Here is a 21815-nt window from a genome sequence, read left to right as displayed (position 1 = left end):
TCTCGGGGTGCGGTGTCAGCGCACCAACGTTGCGCGCCGCTCGCTCGGGTCGTGGCCCGTGACAACGACGGTGGCGTCCTGGGTGGGGATCGGCCGCTGGGGGAACCCGGCCGGGATCGGCACCATCTCGGCAGGCTGGTCGACGCCGCGGAACGTGGGCGGGAACGGGGCAGCCCGCTCGATCAGCCGTTCGTAGAACTCCAGCCACTTCGACTGGTCGAAGGTCACCGCTCCGACGACGCGGCCCTGGTGGCCGTAGGCGGCGATGAACCGGCGGTCGGGCATCGAGCCCTGGGTGACGACGACCTCGTCGGCGATGTTCGGGACTCCCACGGACTTGATCTCGCTGCCGAACTGGGTGGACCAGAAGGCCGGCACGGCCAGGTGCGGCCAGCGATCAGCTTGTGAGCTGAGCATGTTGTGGGCCGCGACCTCCGCCTGCGCGACCGCGTTGCCCCAGTGCTCGAGAGCGAGGAACTGGTAGCCGAACATCGGTTGCGGAGCGCGTGCGACGTCCCCGGCGACGAAGATGTTGTCGGTGACCAGGCCGTTGACGTCGAATGCTCGGCAACCCGCGTCGCAGGCCACTCCCCACCGCCCGGCCGCCAGCCCGGACCCCGCCAGCCACTCGACGTTGCGGATCCCGCCGAGGGCGGCCACCGCGATGTCCACGTCGATCGTGCTGCCGTCGGACAGGTGGGCACGGCGCAGCCGCCCGCCCGCATCGCCTTCCAGAGCGGTGACCATGACATCGCAGCGCAGGTCGACGCCGTTCTCGCGTTGCATGTCCGCAGCGACCTCGCCGATCGCACTGCCCAGCGCCGCCACGAGCGGGGCGGGTCCGGCCTCGGCGACGGTCACCGCCAGCCCGTGCTCGCGACACACCGACGCCACCTCGGAACCGGTGAACCCCGCGCCGATGACCAGCACGCGGCGCGGCCGCGCGGCCACGAGCCGCTGCAGCCGCTCGGCGTCAGCGCGGGTGCGCAGTACGACCACGCCATCCAGCCGCGCCTCTGCAGGGTCGGGCCACGGCCGGGCGCGCACGCCGGTCGTGATCAGCAGACGGTCGAACCCGACGCTCGCACCATCGGCCAGGTGCACCTGCTGGCCCGCCAGGTCCAGCTGCGTGGCAGGCACGCCGAGCCGCCACTCCGCGTCGACGTCATCGCGTCGCGGCAACCCGGTGTGTGTCGCCGGTACCGATCCGCCGAGCACCTGTTTGGACAGCGGCGGCCGGTCGTAGGGCACGTCGGGTTCGTCCCCGATCAGTGTCAACGAGCCGGTGAATCCCTCGTGGCGAAGCGCCACAGCGGCCCGCATGCCCGCGAGTGAGGCCCCGACGATCACGATCCGCCCGCTCCCGAGGAAACCCTCGTCGGCCCCGCTCCGGGCCGCCTCGGCCCGACGCACCGCCTCTGCCTGACGCGCCCCGTTCCGACTGCCCACCCGGTCGAGGACGATGGCCTGCACCGGGCAGGCCGCCGCGGCCCGCAACACACGCTCCCGCTGCTCGTCACTGGGGTCGGGGTCGTACAGCAGTGCTTCGTCCCCGTGCATCGTGAATGCGCCAGGGGCCAGAAACGCACACTGCGCGTAGCCCTGACACCGGGTGAGGTCGACGACGAGCTTCATCGTGGGATCCCCTCCCAGGCACTCGCTCATCGGAGCCGATCCGCGCCGGCCCCGGTTTCACGCCGACACGGCGAGTCGCCTGTGTTCCTCACCGTCCAACCCGCCGCACGGCGCCGCATCACCCGGAATGAACGAGTCGGCTCCCGGGCTGCGCGCTGCGCACGACTTCGCTCGCCCGGCGCGGATGAGGACGCCGTGCCCTCGGTGCCGGACAGTCGCTGCCGGGCGACGCCGACACAGCAGAAGGGCCGACCGCGCATGAGCACGAGCGCAGCAGCGGAACGGGCGGGTAAGGCCGCCGGCGGCGTTCTCCTCACACTGTCGGCCGGCCAGTTCCTCATGACCCTCGACACCTCGGTCATGAACGTGGCCATCGCGACCGTTGCCAAGGACGTCGGCACCACGGTCACCGGTATCCAAGGGGCGATCACGCTCTACACGCTGGTCATGGCCATGTGCATGGTGCCCGGCGGCAAGATCGGATCGATGATCGGCCGTCGGCGTGCGTTCGCGATCGGCTGCGTCGTCTACGGCCTCGGCTCGCTGATCACCGCGCTCGCTCCGAACCTGCCGATCCTCATTCTCGGCTGGTCGGTGCTGGAGGGCGTCGGTGCCGCGCTGATCCTGCCGGCCATCGTCGCGCTCGTCGCGGGCAACTTCCCGCCCGAGGGACGGCCACGCGCGTATGGGCTCGTCATGGGCGCCGGGGCGATCGCGGTGGCCGTCGGTCCGCTGGTCGGGGGCATCGCGACGACCTATTTCTCCTGGCGGTACGTGTTCGTCGGCGAGGTCGTGATCGTCGCCGCGATCCTCCTGCTCGCCCGCCGCATCTCCGACGCTCCGCTGGAGACCCGGGTCGGGTTCGACGTCGTGGGCGCGCTCCTCAACGCGATCGGCCTCGGCCTTGCGGTCTTCGGCGTCCTGCGCTCGGCCGAATGGGGGTGGGTGACGGCCAAGGCGGGCGCCCCTTCCCTGCTCGGCCTCTCGCTCACGGTGTGGTTCGTCCTCGGTGGGCTGCTGGTCATGTGGCTCTTCTTCGAGCGGGAGTCGCACATCGAGGAGAGAGGCGGCGAGCCCCTGGTGAAGCCGTCGTTGTTCAGCAACCGCCAGATGACCGGCGGGCTGCTGATGTTCCTGTTCCTCTTCCTCGTCCAGGCCGGGTTGTTCTTCACCATTCCGCTGTACCTGTCGGTGTCGCTGGGTCTGACCGCGCTGGAGACGGGGGTGCGGATCCTGCCGCTGTCGATCACCCTGCTCATCGCCGCCATCGGCATCCCGAGGTTCTTCCCCGACGCATCGCCGCGCCGTGTGGTGCGGCTGGGCCTGCTCGCCATGTTCCTCGGGATCGTTGTTCTGCTGACCGCGATCGACGCGAGCGCGGACGCCACGATCGTGACGGTCCCGCTGCTCCTCGCCGGCCTCGGGATCGGCGCGCTGGCATCGCAGCTCGGTGCGGTGACGGTGTCCGCCGTGCCCGACGAGCTGAGCCCCGAGGTGGGTGGGCTGCAGAACACCGCGACCAACCTCGGCGCGGCGATCGGCACGGCGCTGGCCGGTTCGATCCTCATCGGCGCGCTCACGACGTCGTTCCTGCAGGGCGTCGAGCAGAACCCGGCGATCCCCGAGCAGGTCAAGACCCAGGCCGACGTCGAGCTGGCCGGCGGGGTCCCGTTCCTGTCCGACGCAGATCTGGAGACGGCGCTCATCAACGCCGGGGTCGCTCCGGACGTGACGGCGGCGGTACTGGACGTGAACGCTCAGGCCCGGGTCGACGGCCTTCGTTCGGCCCTCACGGTGCTGGCGCTCGTCGCGCTGTTGGGGGTGTTCTTCGCACGCCGGATCCCCACCCAGCCCCCGAGATAGGGCACCCTCGTCGCCCCCGAGGGCCTACGGGTTGGGGAGCGGCGCCTTACGGCGACCGCTCCCGCCCGCACCTCAGCGTGCGGTCCTCACCACGCGATCGGCAACGAGGTGAGCCCGTAGATGACGTTGAACGAGCGGAAGCCCGGCTCGGCGTCGGTGGTGCGAAGCCCGGGGAAGCGCTGCAGCAGTGCCGGGAACGCGATCCGCATCTCCATCCGCGCGAGCGGTGCGCCGAGGCAGTGGTGGATCCCGTGCCCGAACGCCAGGTGCCCCATCGCGCCGCGGGTGATGTCGAGCTTGTCCGGGTCGGGCAACAGCTCCGGGTCGCGGTTGGCCGCGGGCAGGGCGCACATGACGAAATCCCCCGCGGCGATCTTCTGCCCGGCGATCTCCACGTCGGTGGTCGCCATCTTGCCCGTGCCGGAGTGCACGATGCTCAGCCAGCGCAGCAGCTCCTCGACCGCGGCGTCCACGCGCTCCGGTTCGTCACGCAGGAGCGCGAGCTGCTCGGGGTGACGCAGCAGTGCGAGCGTGCCGAGTCCGAGCATGTTGGCGGTGGTCTCGTGACCGGCGATCAGCAGCAGGGACGCGATGCCGCAGAGCTCGTCGAAGCTCAGCTCGTCGCCGTGCTCGCGCACGAGCATGCCCAGCATGTCCTCGCCGGGGTCGGCCTGCGCGCCCTTCACGAGGTCGGCCATGTAGACACGCGACTCCCGGCCCGCCTGGATCCGCTCGTCGGTCGGCACCGAGAGGTCGAGCAGCCGGGTGCTGCGCTCCTGGAACTCGGAGCGGTCCGCGTAGGGCACACCGAGCAGCTCACAGATCACCAGCGAGGGCACCGGGAGAGCGAAGTCGGGGACGAGGTCTGCGGGCGGCCCGCTGCGCTCCATCGCGTCGAGGTGCTCCTCGACGATCTCCCGGATACGCGGCTCCAACCTGCGCATCCGGCGCACGGTGAACTCCGGGGTGAGCAGCCTCCGCAGCCGCGTGTGGTCCGGCGGGTCGAACACGAGCAGGTTGCCCGCCCGCATCCGGACGAGCTCCTCCTCGCTCACATCCTCGAGGCCCGGCGGTCGCCGCAGCTCGGAGACCCGGAAGTTGCTGAACCGCTCGCTGTCGCTCAGCACCTCCCGAACGTCCGCGAAGCGCGTGACGATCCATCCCTCCAGGCCGAAGGGGGTGCGGATACGCCCGATCCCGGGGCCGTCCCGCAGCTCTGCGAGCTCTGGCGCCGGATCGAACGCGTCTCGCCGCATGTGGATGGGCAGTTCCTGCTCCCGGGTCACGGCAGCTGTCTCGGTCACGCAACCTCCCCTGCGACGCGCGCCTGGTCAGCGCGCTCCGTGAAATGAACGATAGGCGCCTATCAGGTAGTTCCCATCCGGATTTTCCGTTCTCAGGGGTCCCTCAGCAGGCGCCCGGATCAGGATCGACGGTGGGACGCCGCCCCGCGTTCTGGAGCAGGCCGTAGTCGATCAGCACGATCCCCTCCTCACGGATGATGTCGCGGGCCCGCTGTGACGTCAGGAACTCGTGGTCGGTGCAGCGCACCCGCAGATCCTCGGCACCGAGTCCCGGATGCACCGCCCACTCACTGAGTCCCGCCGGCAGCTCACGCAGGAGCTCTGCGTACCGGGCCTGCTTGCCCTCGACGTCGAGACCGAAGCTGTCCAGGAACTCGTGCTCGACGACGGGCACGCCACGGCGGCGCAGCAGTCCCCGGCCGCGCTCGAGCCAGGCCCGCGTCGCCAGGCCGTACTCCCGTGCCAGCGCCACCGTCAGGTCGAAGATGTCGGCGCGCCCGCCGTCGGCAAGGCAGTGCCAGTCCAGATGCGTCGGCGTGAGACCGGCGTCGACCACGGCCTCGATCTGGGCACGGAACTCCCGCTCCACCTCGTCGGTCCGGGCCCGGGCCAGAAGCTCGGGCACCTGGGTCGGCGCGAACAGCTCGCCGTCGTCGTCGAGGAGGGACGGCACCCGCTCCTTCGCGGTCAGCGGCCACCACCGGTCGCGGTCCGTGTCGCACACGAGAGTGAGGTGGATCCCGAACGGGATGTGCGGCCGCCGCCGAAGCAGCGCCATCGCATGGGTCGCGCCGGGGCACGGCACCATCAAGCTGCACGACGTGCCGATGCCCTCCTCGATCGACTGGACGACAGCGGCGTTGACCTCAGGGGACATCCCGAAGTCGTCGCAGTTCACGATGAGCACACGCGCTTGCGGAGCGAGGCCGAGCAGTTCGTTCGACCGGGCGGAGGGCGCGCCGGCGGCGGGTACGTGCACAACGCTCAGTCTGGGTGGCCTGTCCAAACGTTTTCCGGGCGGGCGACTCGAACAAAAAGGAGAACACCCTCGAAACGGTCAGGAAATTTTCCGGACTTCCCCACAATCGCGATCGGGAGGGCGGTCACGACCTACGTCCCCGTGTTAGTTGCACTGACGGAGCCGATGTAGCCTCCGCCCGTGGTTCTGGCGATCATCGGCGTCATTCTCCTGGTCGGAGCGGCCATCGCCGTTGCCTTCGCCGTGCGGGGCAAGCGGCGCTGGCAGGCGATGCTGGGCACGGAAACGTCCACCGCCGCCGAATTGACCGCCGAGCTGGCAACCGTTCGCGAGCTCGGCGGAAGTGCATTCAGCCGGATTTCCGAAGTGACCGGTACGGCCGCCCCAGGACCCATCGGCGAGCTGAAGTCGGAGCTGGCCGAGCTCCCCTGCATCTGGTACCGCTACGAGATCCGCCGCCGCTACTGGGATACCTCCACCGATTCCGACGGCAACAGGAGCCGCACGCAGCGCACCGAGACCGTTGCGAAGCTGGCGAGCACTCAGCCGTTCCGGGTGGTGGACGCCACCGGGAGCGTGTTGGTGCGACCGGACGGGCTGGCGATCGACCACGCCGAGCGGGTGCTGGACCAGTTCGACCCGGACCAGGGCACGAGCTCCATCTCGTTCCTCGGCATCAGCATCGGCATGCGGAGCGACACCATCGGCTACGAGCGCGAGGAGTGGATCGTCCGCTCCGGCACCCCGCTCTACGTGCTCGGTGAGGCGAGCGACCAGGGCGGCGAGGTGGTGATCGGCAAGCCGGCCAGCGGCGTGCACGTCATCTCCACCCGCAGTGAGGCCGAGTTGCGCAAGTCGACCCAGCGGGCCCAACGGATCCTGATGTGGTCGGCGCTCGCCGCCGTGATCGTGGGCATCGTGCTGCTGGTGGCCGCCGCGGTGAGCTGAACCTCAGGCCGGGCCGCGCCGCGCCACGGTGATCCAGGCCGCCGAGTCGTAGAGCACACCGCGATCCGTGTCGTGCTCAGCCATGCCGGCCCGCAGGGCGTCGAGTGCACGGGCTCTGGCGTCCGCGTCGAGTCCGTCGAGCCGGCCCCCGAACTGCGTGGACACGAAGCGGTAGGCGTCGTCGAGATCCGGACCGAAGTACATGGGCTCGCTCACCCCGCGCAGCCGGACGTCCGTGAAACCGGCCGACGTCAGCAGGTGACGCACCCGTTCCGGGTCGCTCAGCGAGAACGGCCCCGGTGCCCCCAGCGGGAGCGGAAGCTCACGCCCCGCGGCCAGCACACCGAGGAACGTGCGGATCCACTCGTTCTCCTCGAACGGCTGCCAGGTCATGAGGACGAGACGCCCACCGGGACGCAGCGCACGCGCGATGTTCGCGAAGGCGGCTTCGGGGTCACCGAAGAACATGGTCCCGTTACGACTGATGGCGATATCGAAGGACCGGTCGGCAAAGGGATGATTCTGAGCGTCGGCCTGTTCGAAACGGGCGTTCGGCACCCGCTCTCGTTCCGCTGTCCGGCGCGCGAGATCAATCATGCGCGAGGACAGATCCACCCCCAGTGCAAATCCGTCGGACGCCCGGCGTGCAGCGTCGCGGGTGGTCTGGCCGCTGCCACACCCGATGTCGATCACGTCCGCTTTCGCATCAATCGCGGCAGCCTCGAAGAAGTGGCCGTGATATCCGGCGACGCCCTCGTTCAAGCGTTCGGCGTGCGCCGCCCAGAAAGCACCCGCATCCCCGTTCCAGTCGCGTAGCTGCTCGGCGTTGGACGGGTCCGGCACCACGGCGTCGACAGACGCAGCTTCTCCTGTCACCCCCGCAGTCTGACCCACCGGCCGGGCCCGTCGATCTCACCCCCGACCGGTCCCTGGCCTGGGCAGGCGTTCGGGCCGCGGATGCACCCGTCCCGCCCACAGTGATCGCAGAGCGCGATGGCGACCGGTTTCCGGGCGGGTGGTCATGGTCACTCTGGTGAGGGTTCACCCTTGTCAGCAGGGCCGAGAGCTCCACGAACACCTACGCTGGCATTCCCCGAGGAGCAAAGTTCCCCGTCTCGAATGGATGATGCCCGTGCGACTCGCACGCCTTCTGACCGTCGCTGCAGCCGTGTTCGTGTCCCTGGCAACGGTCACGGCGCCGTCGGCAACGGCCGGCGTGCCCGACTCCAGCTCCCGCTCCTCGGGACTCACGGGCGACCTCGACACCCATGACCCTGCGCTCGTGGCAGGCGGGCCCGGCCAGAATTGGTACGTATTTTCCACGGGCGACCCTTCCGTGGGCAACGGAACGATCCAGGTGCGCAGCTCTCCCAATGGTCACGACTGGGCTTTCGCCGGCACCGTGTGGGATTCCATCCCGTCGTGGATCAAAAAAGAGATACCCGGGGTGAACAACCTGTGGGCGCCCGAGGTCTACCATTATCGAGGTACCTATTACCTCTACTACGTGGCGTCCAAGTTCGGCACCAACGACTCGCTGATCGCACTGGCCACCAACACCACGCTCGACCCCCACAATGCCGCCTACAAATGGGTGGACCAAGGCCAGGTCCTGCGCTCCGTGCCGTCGGACGACTACAACGCACTCGATCCGGCGATCATCGAGGACGGCCGGGGACGGCCGTACATGGCGTTCGGCTCCTACTGGAGCGGGATCCGCATGCTGCCGCTCGACTGGCCGTCGGGCCACGTGGCCGCGAACGCTGGCGAACCGCTGCATCTGGCCAGCCGGCAGGACCCGCCGTACGCCATCGAAGCGCCCTACATCGTGCACCGGGCAGGGTGGTACTACCTCTTCACGTCATGGGACACGTGCTGCCGTGGCGTGGACAGCACCTACCGGATCGTCATCGGCCGCTCCCGCCTCGTCACCGGCCCGTACGTGGATCGCGACGGAAAGAGCCTGCTCGACGGGGGTGGCAGCACCTTCCTCGCCACCTCCGGCAACCAGGTCGGGCCGGGCGGCGAGTCGGTGTCGGACGGCATCCTCGCCTACCACTACTACGACCGCGCCGACGGCGGGAAGCCGCATCTCGCTCTGCAGCAACTGTCGTGGAGCGCGGACGGCTGGCCCGAGATCAGCGACGCCAGGCAATGACCGGCGGCCTCAGACGTCCCCGTCCCGGTCGTCGACGAGCCCGGCGTCGTGGGCCAGCAGGGCGATCTGAACACGGTTGTTGAGATCGAGCTTGGTGAGAATGCTCGACACGTGCGTCTTGACCGTGGGTACCGCGAGGTGGAGCACGGCCCCGATGTCGGCGTTCGACCTGCCCTCCGCCACCGCCAGCGCGACGTCCCGCTCGCGGTGGTTCAGCAGGGCGAGCCGCTCTCGCGCGTGCTCGCGCCTACGGTCACGATCCGAGTCCGTCACGCGCGCGATGAGGCGACGGGTCACGTCCGGTGAGAGGACCGGATGTCCACGCGCCACGCGCCGCACGGCCTCCACGATCTCCTCGGGCGGGGTGTCCTTGAGCAGGAAGCCGGCGGCACCGGCGCGCAGAGCTCGCAGCACGTGGCCATCGGTGTTGAAGGTGGTCAGTACGAGGACCTCGGGGGCGTCGCTGCGGGCACGGACGGCCTCGGTGGCGGTGAGGCCGTCCATCGTGGGCATGCGGATGTCCATGAGGATCACGTCGGGCGCATGCCTGTCGATCAGGCCGAGCACCTCGGTGCCGTCACCGGCCTCGGCGAGCACGTGGATGTCCGGCGCACCGCGGAGCATCATCGTGAGCCCGGCCCTGACCAGCGGATCGTCGTCGACGACGAGTACGCCGACCGGGAGCGGCCCACCTGCTGTCACGGCGGCCACGGCAACCGGGCCCCGACCCGCCACCCGCCTGCCGCGGTGGGGCCGTGTGCGAGGTGTCCGCCGGCGAGCCTGACGCGCTCGGCCAGGCCGGCCAGGCCCTGCCCGGCCGCTCCACCGCTCGCGGCAGGTGCCGAACCAGGAGCCGTGTTGCACACCTCGACGGTCAGCCCCTCGCCGGGTGCGCCCGCCACGAGGACGCGCACCTCGGCTCCCGACGCGTGCTTGCGGGCGTTGGTCAGGGCTTCCTGCACCACTCGATAGGCCGTGCGCCCCGTCGTGTCGGGAACTGACTCCGGCAACGGCGCGCTCAGCTCGACCTGCATTCCGGCCCGGCTCGACTCGTCGACGAGCTCCTGGACGTCGGCCAGACCGGGTTGGGGCAGCTCACCGACCGGGGCGCGGAGGACGCCGATGACCGCACGCAGGTCCTGCAGCGCCTGGTGGGCGCTCTCACGGATCACCTTCGCCGCTCCGGCGACCTCCTCCGGCGGCGCGTCCGGACGGTATTCGAGCGCTCCGGCGTACACGCTGAGCAGGGAGAGCCGGTGACCGAGCACGTCGTGCATCTCCCGCGCCACCGCCTCGCGGGCATGGTGCTGCGCCTGTTCGGCGAGCAGCCGCGCCTCGGCCCCGGCGCGCGCCACGAGCTGGCGGTGGTGATGGATGACGAGCCCCCAGCCGGTGGCGACGCCCTGAAATGCGACTCCGAGCATCAGCATCAGGCCGCGGTCGCCATCCGACTCGATGCGCAACAGCACGTAGGCGAGCGCAGTGATCAGGCTCAGCCCGAAGACGGTGATCGAGGTGCGCGGAGGCCGGTGCACCGCCACGGTGAACAGCCCCACCAACATCGCACCCGCGACGAGCTCGAACACCGCCGACAACGCCACCAGCACCAGGGCGAACGCCACCGGCCAGCGGCGGCGCACCCAGATGGCGGCGCACCCGAGCGCCCCGACGACCTGCTCGACGTCGAAGAACCACTCCGGCTCGGCGAGGCCCAGGCTCATGCGATCGACCGCGCTGAGCACGCCCACGCCCACTGCGAGCAAGAACAAGCAGGTGTCGACGGCCCAGTCGCGGCGCGTACGCGCCGGATCGGGCGGGATGGAATCGGTCATCTCGCGCCGAAGAGTACGGCGGGTCGATGTTCGGGAGGCCGCTGCTCGGCGTCGCCGGTACCTCGGTCAGCCGATCCGATACTTCGGTCGGAGCCGGACACGAAGGGCAGCGACCTCGGTCGGCCCGGCGGCTCCCGGCGATCGATCCGGGAGCGGGCGGCTGATCCTTAGCGTCCGCCGGCATGCGGACACCCTTCCAGCTGCTCGGACTGTTCCTGCTCGCTGCGGGCATCAGCGGATGCATCGACCACCTGGCATATCAGCCGATCATGGGTCTCTTCCTCAACGTGTTCAACCGGTTCGTGATCCCACGCATCGACGCCCTGGCGGGGTACGAGCTCTTCGCGAACCTGGTCGTGGCGGTGGTCGGGGCCGTCGTCCTGGTCGCCGCGAGCCAGGTGCGCAAGGCATGAAGCCACGCTGACGGCAGGTAGACGGCCCGATCGGGCCAGGAATCGTCCCTCGTGGACGGATTGCGTACGGTGTGTGACTGATCGGCCATCGTGAGGAACCGGCCCGGTCGTACAACGGCGTAGCGGGAGGGGACCCACGCGCGTGACCGACCCCGACGCTCCGTCCGCCCCCAGGCCACCCGCGCAACGGCCGGGTGGCCCGTGGCGGGCGGCAGGGTTCGTCATCGCGGTGCTCGGAATCGTCCTCGTGGCGATCACGCCCAACCCTCCCGAGAACGTGCTGCACTGGGTCCAGATCGTGGGCGGGGCGTCGCTCACCGCATTTCTCACGACGTACGCGGGGTGGCACGAGGTCGCTCGGCTGCGCGGCCACCCCAGGCGGATCCTGCGCTGGGTGCTGCGCAGGCGCGTCGCCGTGGGCGTGGGCGTCGTGCTGGCTCTGGTGCTCGCGCTCGGCGTCCCCCCGGCCTGGGAGTTCACCCGCGGCGTCTCCCTCGCCGTGTTCGGCTGCTCGCCCCCCACCCAGCTACGCATGGTCGCGAGCCCCGAAACCCTCACGACGGCACGCTCGCTCGCAGGCGACTACGAGCGGTGGACCGCCACCGAGAACCACGACTGCCCCACCGTGGAGATCTACGTCTACGAGGCTCCCCCCGACGAGATCCGACAGCGCATCCAGATGGGAACGGGCTGGCTGGACGGGTCCGACGTGCTGCGGGAGATCGGGCCGCAGCCCGACATCTGGCTCGCCACCACGAGCCACGAACTCCCCGACCCGCCCGGCTCGGCGATCGCAGGCACCACGCCCTTCGCCTACACGCCGGTGGTGCTGGCTGTGCCCTCGTCCGAGGCCGCCCGGCGCGTGAGCCGGCAGGGCACGTGGGCGGACACGTTCACGCAGCTCGCCGACCAGGGGGTCGACGTCGTCCGGGCGGATCCGAACTCCACGGAGCTGGGCCTGCTCGCCACCGCACTCCTGTACGGCTCGCCCGGCCAGGACAGCCCGCCGAGCCCGAACCAGCTCGGCCCGGCCGAGATCGAGCACCGCATCGCGGTGTCCCTCGACAATGGCGGCTTCCCGCTCACGGACACCCCCGGGCTCCTGTGCCGCCACCGGCTGCTCGGGTCGTCGGCCGCCGTCATCGCGTCCGAGCAGCAGGTCGTGCGCTTCAACCTGGGCGATCCGCTCGGCCCGTCATGTCTGTCGCGCACGGACAACCCCGAGCAACTCGTCGCGCTCTACCCGTCGGACACCCGCAGCCTGGACCAGCAGTTCGTCCGGCTCTCGTGGAGTGAGCCGCCCCAACAGCAGGCCGCCGCCGACTTCGGGGCATGGCTGCTCACCGAGTCCGGCCGGACGGCGGTCGTCCGGACGGGCCTCCACCCGATCGGCCCGCTCGCGAGGGGGCCCACGCTCACCACACCCGGCATCGACCCCGGCGCCGTGCCGACGATGGAGGCGGTCCCGCCCGCCGAGTGGGAGGGCACCCTGTCGGCGCACGACGCAGCCCAGCGCCGCGGCCGGGTGCTCTTCGTCCTGGACACGTCCGGCTCGATGGCCACGAGAGGCCCGGAGGGCACGAGGTCGGGCGTCGCGGCCGCCGCCGTCTCGGCAGCGCTGGGGGGAATGGGTCCTCGTGACGAGTTCGGCCTCTGGTTCTTCCCCGACCCGGCAGGCACCGGCCACGTCCAGGCCGTGCCACTCGGCGCACCCGACCAGGCTCGGCGCGACGCCGCGCAGCAGGCGTTGAACGGCGTGCGGCCCGCGGGGAACACGCCGCTCTTCCGCAGCATGATCGACGGCGCAGCGGCCCTCCCGTCCGACGATCCGGGCCGGGTCGACGCCGTCGTCGTCCTGACCGACGGCGAGGACACCAGCAGCGGAGTCGGTGCCGATGCGGTCAGCGCGGCCCTTGCCGACACCGGCGTCCGGCTGGTCGTCGTCACGATCGGCGAGATCCGCTGCTCCGACGCGGGTCTGACCGCGATCACCACCGCGACCGCAGGCGAGTGCGTGGACGCCGACCTGGCGAGCCTCGACACCACGTTGCGCACGGCCACGGCGGGCCTGTGGGGTGGCCGATGATGCCTCGCTTCCGGCGCTGGGAGCGCCCGCTCGCCTGGTGGGCCGCCGGGATCGTCGTCGGTGTGGCGGCCGTCCTGCTCACCACGACCGTCACCGCTCTCGTCGACGACCCCGACCGGCTCGAGGACAACGGCGAGATCGTCATCCTCAGCGGACGTGACGACAGCCTGGGTGGCCAGCGCCAGCAGTTGGTCAACCAGTGGAACGAGCTCCATCCGGACAGCCGGGCCCGGATCGTCGAGCTGTCCGCTCTCGCCGACGCCCAACGCAGCGAGATGCTGGCCAGAGCCCAGTCCGGCCGGGGGGACATCGACGTCTACAACCTCGACGTGACCTGGACGGCCGAGTTCGCCGACGCCGGATACATCCAGAGCCTCGACGAGTCCCGCATCCCCGAGGACGGCTTCCTCACGGGACCGCTGGCCACCTGCCGCTACGACGGCAAGCTGTGGGCGCTTCCGTTCAACACCGACGTGGGTCTCCTCTACTACCGGTCCGATCTCCTCGACGTCCCGCCGCAGACCTGGAAGGACCTGGAGGACGACGTCGCCAAGTTTCGGGCACGCAGTGGGAACGACATGGACGGCTATGCCGGACAGTTCGCGGATTACGAGGGGCTCACGGTCAATGCATTGGAGGTCATCGGGGGCGCGGGCGGCTCGGTCGTCGACGACGGGGGCGACGTCGTCATCGAGGACCATCGCGTCGCGGTCACCGAAGGTCTCGACCGCCTCCGGAAGATCGCCCCGACCGGCGTCCCCGCGCTCGACGAGGACAGCAGCACCCAGCTCTTCCGATCGGGCAAGGCGCTGTTCATGCGCAATTGGCCGGTGAAGTTCCAGTCGCTGACAGAGGATCTCGAAGGGGCGCCCCGGGTGACGTTCGACGTCGCTCCCCTGCCCTCCGACTCAGGGGTCCTGGGCGGCCAGAACCTCGCCGTCGCGGCCGACACCGACCGTCCCCGTGCCGCGCGTGCGCTGATCGAGTTCCTCACCAGCGAGCGCAGCCAGCAGATCCTCTTCGAGCGCGGCGGCCTGCCCGCCACCCGCAAGGTCGTCTACTCCGACCCGGCGGTCCGTGAGCACTACGAGTACGTCCGCACGTTGGAGCGGGCGCTCGAGCACGCGAAACCGCGGCCCGCGCAACCCCACTACGCACGGTTCAGCCAGGTGTTCCGCTCGGCCGTCGACGGCTTTCTCCGCCAGAACGCGCCACTCCCCGACGACATTCAGGATCAGCTGGTAGGCGCGCTGAAGGGCCGGCTCGCCCCGGCCTCCGACCATTAGCCGGAAGAAGAAGCGCAGGCCATCGGATGACGCCGACGTCGGCGCAGGGGCGCTTATAGTCATCGTGCCGACCGGTGAGGAGGCAGCGGTGAGCTTGACCAACGTGTGGCTGCAGACACACGGGGACGGCTTGGTGCGCGCTGACCAGGTGGCCGGCATCGAGGCCCATCAGACGCCCGAGCTGACCGGGAAACCGTCGTACTGGCTGCTCGACATCGTGCTCCCTGCCCCGGTCGGGAGCAGTTCGGGTGGTGAGGTCTGGATCAACGTCCTGCACCGCACCCTGATCCAGACCTCGCTCGACCCGGGTGACGCGCCTGTCGCACTTGCCCGGCTGCTCGCCCAGCTCGACGCCATCAGCGCGGCGGGGATCGTCGTCACCACCCGCCACGGTGCCGACAGCGGGGCACCGGCAACCGATGGCATCGCCCTGGGATCGGCAACCGTGCGCTTCCACTTCACCCCGTTCACCTCACCGCCGCCTCGGGAAGACACCGGGGCCGAGTACCTGTAAAGCACGCTTCGGCCGATTGTGGCGAATCCGCACTTTTCTCATCAATCCGCAGGCCAGAACTGATCCCGAAGCAATCCATAGATCACCTCGGGAACGGTTCGGCTCACGCATTCGTCCAACGAAGAGATGCATTCCGGAGGCGCAATTAGGTCGGGAAGGTCGGAACATGGTGACTGGGGCTACGGGTTACGACGTCGTCATCGTCGGTGCGGGCACGGCCGGCTGCGTCCTCGCCGCGCGGTTGTCCGAGGACACGGCCACGCGGGTGCTCCTGCTCGAGGCCGGCAGCCGGGAGCCACTGGCCGCGGTGGCGCAACCCCAGGCCTGGCCCACCCTCACCGGCTCGTCGATGGACTGGGGCAACCACACCGTCGTCCTGGACGGCATCGACCGGACCGAGGCGATGCCACGCGGCCGGGGGCTCGGCGGCTCATCGGCGATCAACGCGATGGCCTTCATGCGGGGCCATCGCGCGAGCCATGACGCGTGGATCACGGCCGGTGCGAAGGGCTGGGGGTACGACGACCTACTGCCCTACTTCAAGCGCACCGAGCACGTCGAGGGCCGCGATCCCGCCGTGCGCGGCCAGAACGGCCCCCTCCGCCCCTGGACACCCACCGCGCCCCATCCGCTCTCCGTGGCCACCATCGATTCGGCCCGCGAGCTCGGGCATCCGATCGCGCAGGACGTCAACAGCGGTCTCGAAGAGGGTTTCGGCTGGAGCGAGTTCACCATCCTCGACGGCAGGCGGCAGAGCGCCGCCGACGCCTACCTCCTCCCGGTCCTCGACCGCCCCAACCTCGACCTGGTCACCGACGCATTGGTGCACCGCCTCCTGTTCAGCGGCAACCGCTGCACCGGGGTCGAGTACAGCGTCGGTGGCCACACGGTCACCGCCCAGAGTGGAGGCGAGGTCGTCCTGACCGCCGGGGCGATCGGCACGACGCAGCTGCTCATGCTCTCCGGGATCGGTCCGCAGGCCCACCTGAGTGAGATCGGGATCGACGTGTTCGCCGACGTCCCCGGGGTGGGCTCCAACCTCCACGACCACCCCATGACCACCCTCGTCTACCACTCCGCCCAGCCCGTCCCGCTCTCCACGAGCAACGGCGGCGGCGAGGCCAAGGGCGACCGGCGCAGCAATTCCGCCAGTCCGTGGCCCGACATCCAGCTGTTCACCTCGATCAGGCCGCTGCGCGCCGCCACACTGACCGGCCCCGAACCGGGCGCGGGCTACACCATCGCGGTCGCCCTCATGGCGCCCTTCAGCCGCGGAACGGTGCGCCTGGCCGACGCAGCCCCGGACGCGGCTCCCCTGATCGATCCGCGCTACTACACCGACGGCCGCGACGTCGATGCCCAGGTCGCCGGGCTGCGTGCCGCCCGCGAGCTCGGCACCGCATCCGCCTTCGACCCGTGGCGCGGGGAGGAAGCCCAACCCGGCATCGACGTGCAGAGTGACGACGACCTGCGCAGCTACATCCGCAAGAGTCTGCGCAGCTACCACCACTACGCCGGGACCTGCCGCATCGGCACCGACGACGAGGCCGTCCTCGACGCCGACCTGCGCGTGCGCGGCTTCGAGGGACTGCGCGTGGCCGACGCGTCCGTGATGCCCTCGCCGGTGTCCGCCAACACCAACGCCGCTGTCTACGCCATCGCGGAGCGGGCAGCCGAGCTGCTCCGGTCCTGACGGGGTCAGGCGGCCCTGCGGGCCGGAAACGGAACACGCATGAGGTCCCGCGCCACCACGATCTCCCCGTCGTAGACCGCTGCGGCCTCGGCGTGGAACCGCGCCGGATCGGCGTAACGCTGCGAGAAGTGGGTGAGCACGAGGCAGCGCACCCCGCAGGTTGCGGCCACCACGCCGGCCTGGCGCGCGGTGAGGTGTCCGTAGGAGTCGGCGAGAGCTGCGTCCTCGTCGAGGAACGTCGACTCGATCACGAGCATGTCCACGCCGTCAGCGAGGGCGTACACCGCGTCGCACATGCGGGTGTCCATCACGAAGGCGAACCGCTGTCCCGGCCGGGGTGCGCTGACCTCCTCCACCCGCACGATGTGGCCGCCCACCTCGAGGAACCCGGTGCGCTGGAGGCGGCCCACGTCCGAGCCCGCGAGGCCGTACCGGGCGAGCCGGTCGGGCAGCATGCGGCGCCCGTCCGGCTCGACGAGGCGGTAGCCGAACGCCTCCACCGGATGGTCCAGACGGCACGCGTGCAACGTCCAGTCCGCGGTGGCCGACACCGCGCCGTCGCGGTGGACCGGCTCCTCCCGCAGGTCGACGACGTCGTGGAACACGCTGGCGTGGCGCAGGCGCTCGAAGTACTCCTGCCCGGACGCGGGGAAGTGCGCGCGCACCGGGTGCGCCGCCCGGTCGAGCGAGAGCCGTTGGACGACGCCCGGCACGCCGAGGCAGTGGTCGCCGTGGAAGTGGGTGAGGCAGAGCCGGGTGATGGCGCTGCTCGCCACCCCCGCGAGGAGCATCTGCCGCTGCGTGCCCTCGCCGGGATCGAAGAGGAACCCGTCGCCGTCCCAGCGCAGAAAGTAGCCGTTGTGGTTGCGCAACCGAGTCGGCGCCTGGCTGGCGGTGCCCAGCACGACGAGTTCACGGCCCGACACCTGGCGCACGCTACCCGCACAGCGGATGCACCCCTCCCCATCCGCTGTACGGGCAGGACTCAGTGCGCGAGCGCGGCTACCGACACCTCCCAGAGCCGCTCGGCCGCCTCCGGATCGAGTGCGTACCCCGCAACGCCACGACGCGTGCCGGGCTCGTGGGGCCCGGCCTCGTTGCAGTCCTCGAAGTACCGGCCGCCGATCCCGTCCAGCAGTGGTGTCGTCGCGACCAGCACCGACGTGGCGGCGCCCGCCTCCGGTGTCTTCCACCGGACATCACCGCCGGCACTCCGGGCGGCCGCCTCGAGCTCCTCCTCCGAGATGTAGCGCTGCAGGTTGGTCCGGATCCCGCCGGGCATCACCGCGTTGACCGCGATGCCGTCGTCGGCCCCACGCTTCGTGGCCTCGACCGCGAACAGCACGTTCGCCGTCTTCGACTGCCCGTACGCCAGCCAGGGATCGTAGGGCCGCTCCCGGAAGTGGATGTCGGAGAAGACGACCGGGGACCGCAGGTGTGCGCTGGAGGTGACCGACACGACGCGCGCCCCGCCGGCCGCGACAAGCGCCGGGCGCAGGCCGGTGGTGAGTCCGAAGTGGCCGAAGTGGTTCGTCGCGAACTGCAACTCCCATCCCTCGGTCGTGCGGGTCTCCGGGTTGCCCATCACGCCTGCGTTGTTCACCAGGACGTGCAGCGGCCCCTCCCAGCCTGCGACGAACTCCGCGACCGAAGCCCGGTCGGCCAGGTCCAGCGGAGCCACCAGGACCTGCTTGTTGCCGGTGGTCGCGATGATGTCCTCGGCGGTGCGGTCCCCCGCCTCGGTGTTGCGCACCGCGAGGGTCACCTCGGCACCCGCCCCGGCGAGGGCGCGGGCCGTCTCGACGCCGATCCCGGACGCCCCTCCCGTCACGATGGCACGGTGCCCGGTCAGGTCGATCCCCGCAACGACCTCTGCAGCTGTCGATCCCGCGCCGAACGGCGTGACGACGCGTGAAGCTGAAACCATGATCCTCTTCCCGTCAGGCTCGACGCTGTGACGAGGTACCCTCCACCGAGAAGCGGAGGACCCTCCACTCAAGAGTAACCGGAGCCTCCTCCGTATCGCAACGCCAGCGCCACAGAGCCTCCCGACCGACCGAAACAGCGGCATCACGCAAGCAGCGCTCGCCGCTTCCGGCTTTTCAGTTTCCGGGCCCACTCGACGAAAGAACCGATCCACCCGTTCGAGAAATGAATTCTTCGCTACGGTCGGCGGTCACCGGGGGATACGAATCAGAAACGACGGTCGAACGCGATCAGCCCCGACGGGGGTCGAACCGGGGACGCCGGCGACGCTCGGCGAGGTGGTCATCTATTCATGCAGGCGGTTCACATCGGGTGAGCACTGATCCATGACAGACCCGAAAGACACTCAGAGGAACGAATAGATCGGCACCGCCCGTGAAGCGCAGCCCCCACCCGGGCGGCAAAAGATCGGACAAAGGTGAGCAATCGAAACGATTGCTCCGATCGAGCAGCGGTTAATCACTGAACCGTGTGCTCCCACGTGTGTCGTACATCACACCCCTACCTGCCATCGGTTGAGAAGGCGATCGGGGCGATCTCCGACTGCACGATCCGGGCCTGATCCTTGATCTGCATTCCGACGTGGTCTTTCACGACAATATCGGACATTTCGGATCATTGCGGTTGTGACGCGCCGTCACGACCGCTCGCCGCAATCAGCCATTACGACCTCCGCTAGATATTTCCAAGGACCGGCGAATCGTACCGATCAGAAGGGCTCACATCAGATGCAAGCCTCGAGGATCTTCATTGTTGGTTCGGGTGTGGTTGGTCTGGCGACGGGGCGGGGGTTCCTGGAGGCGGGTCACGAGGTGAGTTTTGTTGATATTTCTCGGGCGCGGGTGGAGGAGTTGCGGGCCGGGGGGTTGGATGCGTCGTCGGGTGTGGAGTTGGGCGGGGTTTCGGATTCGATCATTTTCTTGACGTTGCCGACTCCGCATGTGGGGTGGGCGTATGACTTGGGGGCGTTTCGGGCGGGGACGGCGGCGGTGGGGCGGGCGTTGGCGGGGTCGTCGGGGCGGCACACGGTGGTGGTGCGGTCGACGGTGGTGCCGGGGACGACCGAGGGGGTGGTGCGGGAGGTGTTGGAGCAGGCGTCGGGCTTGGTGGCGGGGGTGGGGTTCGGGTTGGCGGCGAACCCGGAGTTCTTGCGGGCGGTGTCGGCGGAGGAGGACTTCCGGCGGCCGTGGATGACGGTGATCGGGTCGCGGGATCCGGATACGTGTGCGTTGTTGGAGGGGTTGCTCAAGCCGTTCGGGGGCGAGGTACGGGTGTTCGCCGATCCGGCGGAGGCGGAGTTCGTGAAGTGTGCGCACAACATCTTCAACGCGGCGAAGATCAGTTTTTGGAATGAGATGTGGTTGGTCGCGCGGGAGCTCGGGGTGGCGTTGGATCCGATCGCGGCGACGGTGGCCCGCTCGGCGGAGGGCTCGTTCAACCCGGAGTACGGGATTCGGGGTGGCGCCCCCTACGGCGGGGCGTGTCTGCCGAAGGACACCTGCGGGTTCTTGGGGTTCGCCGCGGAGTTGGGGGTGGCGATGCCGTTGTTGGAGGCGGTGGTGGCCACCAACGACCGCCTCGCCGCAGCGGTCGGCCGGGAGGTCGACGACGCCCGCGAGCCCGTGCCGGGTGTGTCGGGCTGGGTGTCGGGTGCCGGGCGGTCATGAACCTGCCGCTGTACTACTACGTGCTGGGCACCCCGCTGGGGGTGCTGGGGTTGGTGCGGTGGTCGTGCTGGCTGGTGCGGCGGGTGCCGGCGGTGCTTTATCGGCCGATCGAGAACGAGCATCGGGCCACGGTGAGTGTGGTGGTGCCGGTGTATCAGGAGGACCCGGCGGTGTTCACCGCGGCGATCGAGTCGTGGTTGGCCAATGATGTCCTGGAGGTCATCCTGGTGATCGATGTCTCCGACACGACGTGTCGGGAGATCGCCGCCCGGTATCCGGTCACGGTGTTGGTCACGGATGTGCCGGGGAAGCGGGATGCGTTGCGGCGGGGGTGGAACGCTGCGACGGGGGAATTGGTTGCGCTGGTGGATTCGGACACGATCTGGGCGCCGGATGTGGCCGAGCAGGTGTGTAAGCCGTTTGCTGATCCGGGGATGGGTGGGGTCGGGACCCGGCAGAGTGTCTACGGCTCGTCGGGGTTTCTGGCTCGGATCACCGACATGTTCCTGGATCACCGGTACTTCGATGAGAACGCGTCGCAGAGTCTGCTCGGGCAGGCGGTGTCGTGTCTGTCGGGGCGGACGGCGGTGTATCGGCGGGAGTTGTTGCTCGAGGTCGAGCACGAGTTCATGCACGAGACGTTTCTCGGGGTGCCGTGTCTGTCCGGTGATGACAAGCGGTTGACCACGTTGATCCTGGAGCGTGGGCACAAGACGTTCATGCAGCGTTCGGCCGAGGTGTGGTCGACTTTTCCTGATCATTGGCGGATCTTCGTGCGGCAGCGTCTGCGGTGGGCGCGGAACACGTGGCGTTCGGATCTGCGTGCGTTGTCGAGGCGATGGGTGTGGCGTCGCCCGTTCCTGGCGTACACGATGATCGACAAGGCGGTGTCGAGCTTCACGTTGCTGCTGGGGTTGGCGTTCATGATCGCGTCGATTGTCGAGCGGCAGTGGGTGTTCGTGATCGTGCTGGCCCTGTGGTGGCAGATCAGCCGGTCGGCGAAACTGTTGCCGCATCTGCGCCGGCGGCCGTCCTCGTTCTTCTACATCCCCGGCTACATCGCCGTGTCCTGGCTCATGGCCTGCATCAAAATCCACGCCCTGGCCACCATCCGCCAACAACGCTGGCTCACCCGCCAGGTCGCCGTCGAGAACGGCACCGTCGTCCGCACCAACAACACGGCGGACACCGGCACCGCGCAAACCACTACCGCCGGTTCGACAACTCCGGACAAGGCCCAGCCGGAGGACGTCTCGGCATGACCCGGCTCCGTCTCCGCTGCACCCGGCGTCTCGTTGCGATCGTGCTCGGCGCCCTGCTACTGGGAGCCGTCGCATGTGCCCCCGGGCCGCCCGAGGAGCTCGTGACGTCGGTGGACCCCGAGGTCACCCCGGCGAAGTTCCAACAGTTCCTGGGCAACCACCTGCGCTACACCGACCACGGCGACTTCG

Annotated in this window: 19 protein-coding genes; 11 read left to right on the top strand and 8 right to left on the bottom strand. The window is 69.6% G+C overall.

The features are described 5' to 3' along the window. Positions 1-15 precede the first annotated feature (15 nt). Positions 16-1635: an FAD-dependent oxidoreductase gene (locus ABD743_RS39160; protein WP_344728906.1), complete on the bottom strand. Its 1620-nt coding sequence runs from the start codon at positions 1633-1635 to the stop codon at positions 16-18. A gap of 258 nt (positions 1636-1893) precedes the next feature. Here ABD743_RS39160 and ABD743_RS39155 point away from each other — a divergent pair, with 258 nt between their 5' ends. Next, positions 1894-3498: an MFS transporter gene (locus ABD743_RS39155; RefSeq protein WP_344728904.1), complete on the top strand. Its 1605-nt coding sequence runs from the start codon at positions 1894-1896 to the stop codon at positions 3496-3498. An 86-nt stretch (positions 3499-3584) separates the two neighbouring features. On the opposite strand, the gene ABD743_RS39150 is transcribed toward ABD743_RS39155, so the two are convergent. Together ABD743_RS39150 and ABD743_RS39145 are read right to left on the bottom strand one after the other, a co-directional pair. Beyond that, positions 3585-4802: a cytochrome P450 gene (locus tag ABD743_RS39150; protein WP_344728902.1), complete on the bottom strand. Its 1218-nt coding sequence runs from the start codon at positions 4800-4802 to the stop codon at positions 3585-3587. A gap of 103 nt (positions 4803-4905) precedes the next feature. Further along, positions 4906-5781, bottom strand: coding sequence for a polysaccharide deacetylase family protein (locus ABD743_RS39145; protein WP_344728900.1), 876 nt, complete (start codon positions 5779-5781; stop codon positions 4906-4908). A gap of 180 nt (positions 5782-5961) precedes the next feature. Between ABD743_RS39145 and ABD743_RS39140 the strand changes: the two genes are divergently transcribed. Continuing rightward, a complete protein-coding gene (locus ABD743_RS39140) occupies positions 5962-6729 on the top strand; it encodes an E3 ubiquitin ligase family protein (protein ID WP_344728898.1) in 768 nt (255 codons plus the stop codon). Between the two features lie 3 nt (positions 6730-6732). Here the strand turns inward: ABD743_RS39140 and ABD743_RS39135 are convergent, their stop codons facing one another. After that, positions 6733-7605 carry a class I SAM-dependent methyltransferase gene (locus ABD743_RS39135; RefSeq protein ID WP_344728896.1) on the bottom strand — a complete coding sequence of 291 codons (873 nt, stop codon included), beginning with the start codon at positions 7603-7605 and terminating at the stop codon, positions 6733-6735. A gap of 256 nt (positions 7606-7861) precedes the next feature. Here ABD743_RS39135 and ABD743_RS39130 point away from each other — a divergent pair, with 256 nt between their 5' ends. Further along, positions 7862-8887 (top strand): arabinan endo-1,5-alpha-L-arabinosidase, encoded by a 1026-nt coding sequence (locus tag ABD743_RS39130; RefSeq protein WP_344728894.1) that lies wholly within the window; start codon positions 7862-7864, stop codon positions 8885-8887. A gap of 9 nt (positions 8888-8896) precedes the next feature. Here the strand turns inward: ABD743_RS39130 and ABD743_RS39125 are convergent, their stop codons facing one another. Both ABD743_RS39125 and ABD743_RS39120 read right to left on the bottom strand, forming a co-directional pair. Beyond that, the gene (locus tag ABD743_RS39125; RefSeq protein WP_344728892.1) at positions 8897-9598 is read right to left on the bottom strand and encodes a response regulator; all 702 of its coding nucleotides are present in this window, start codon (positions 9596-9598) and stop codon (positions 8897-8899) included. Then, on the bottom strand, positions 9586-10719 hold the full coding sequence (locus ABD743_RS39120) for a sensor histidine kinase (RefSeq protein WP_344728890.1): 1134 nt from the start codon (positions 10717-10719) through the stop codon (positions 9586-9588). The genes ABD743_RS39125 and ABD743_RS39120 overlap by 13 nt, the downstream gene beginning before the upstream one ends. 182 nt (positions 10720-10901) lie before the next feature. Between ABD743_RS39120 and ABD743_RS39115 the strand changes: the two genes are divergently transcribed. The 5 genes from ABD743_RS39115 to ABD743_RS39095 all read left to right on the top strand — a co-directional run bounded on the left by ABD743_RS39115 (position 10902) and on the right by ABD743_RS39095 (position 16711). After that, positions 10902-11132 carry a hypothetical protein gene (locus ABD743_RS39115; protein WP_344728888.1) on the top strand — a complete coding sequence of 77 codons (231 nt, stop codon included), beginning with the start codon at positions 10902-10904 and terminating at the stop codon, positions 11130-11132. A 142-nt stretch (positions 11133-11274) separates the two neighbouring features. Continuing rightward, positions 11275-13218, top strand: a complete 1944-nt coding sequence (locus ABD743_RS39110) for a vWA domain-containing protein (protein WP_344728886.1) — start codon at positions 11275-11277, stop codon at positions 13216-13218. Continuing rightward, positions 13218-14504, top strand: coding sequence for an ABC transporter substrate-binding protein (locus tag ABD743_RS39105; RefSeq protein ID WP_344728884.1), 1287 nt, complete (start codon positions 13218-13220; stop codon positions 14502-14504). The genes ABD743_RS39110 and ABD743_RS39105 overlap by 1 nt, the downstream gene beginning before the upstream one ends. A gap of 88 nt (positions 14505-14592) precedes the next feature. Next, positions 14593-15018, top strand: coding sequence for a hypothetical protein (locus ABD743_RS39100; RefSeq protein WP_344728882.1), 426 nt, complete (start codon positions 14593-14595; stop codon positions 15016-15018). Positions 15019-15184: 166 nt separating this feature from the next. Then, entirely contained in the window at positions 15185-16711 is a 1527-nt protein-coding gene (locus ABD743_RS39095) for a GMC family oxidoreductase (protein ID WP_344728880.1), read from the top strand. Positions 16712-16716: 5 nt separating this feature from the next. Here the strand turns inward: ABD743_RS39095 and ABD743_RS39090 are convergent, their stop codons facing one another. Beyond that, complete coding sequence (locus tag ABD743_RS39090) at positions 16717-17637, bottom strand: ribonuclease Z (protein WP_344728878.1); 921 nt, start codon at positions 17635-17637, stop codon at positions 16717-16719. A 59-nt stretch (positions 17638-17696) separates the two neighbouring features. Next, positions 17697-18638, bottom strand: coding sequence for an SDR family NAD(P)-dependent oxidoreductase (locus tag ABD743_RS39085; protein ID WP_344728876.1), 942 nt, complete (start codon positions 18636-18638; stop codon positions 17697-17699). 787 nt (positions 18639-19425) lie between these two features. Between ABD743_RS39085 and ABD743_RS39080 the strand changes: the two genes are divergently transcribed. From ABD743_RS39080 to ABD743_RS39070, 3 genes are all read left to right on the top strand, one after another. After that, positions 19426-20364: a Rossmann-fold NAD(P)-binding domain-containing protein gene (locus ABD743_RS39080; protein WP_344728874.1), complete on the top strand. Its 939-nt coding sequence runs from the start codon at positions 19426-19428 to the stop codon at positions 20362-20364. Continuing rightward, positions 20361-21626: a glycosyltransferase gene (locus tag ABD743_RS39075; RefSeq protein WP_344728872.1), complete on the top strand. Its 1266-nt coding sequence runs from the start codon at positions 20361-20363 to the stop codon at positions 21624-21626. Before ABD743_RS39080 ends, ABD743_RS39075 begins: the two co-directional genes overlap by 4 nt. Then, positions 21623-21815: hypothetical protein (locus ABD743_RS39070; protein ID WP_344728870.1), on the top strand; the 193-nt coding region annotated here is incomplete at its 3' end. The genes ABD743_RS39075 and ABD743_RS39070, both read left to right, overlap by 4 nt.

The organism is Pseudonocardia yunnanensis, from assembly GCF_039534065.1.
In the GTDB taxonomy this organism is placed as follows: domain Bacteria; phylum Actinomycetota; class Actinomycetes; order Mycobacteriales; family Pseudonocardiaceae; genus Pseudonocardia; species Pseudonocardia yunnanensis.
Note: the sequence above shows the minus strand (reverse complement) of the source record. Positions and strands in the feature narration are given on the sequence as shown.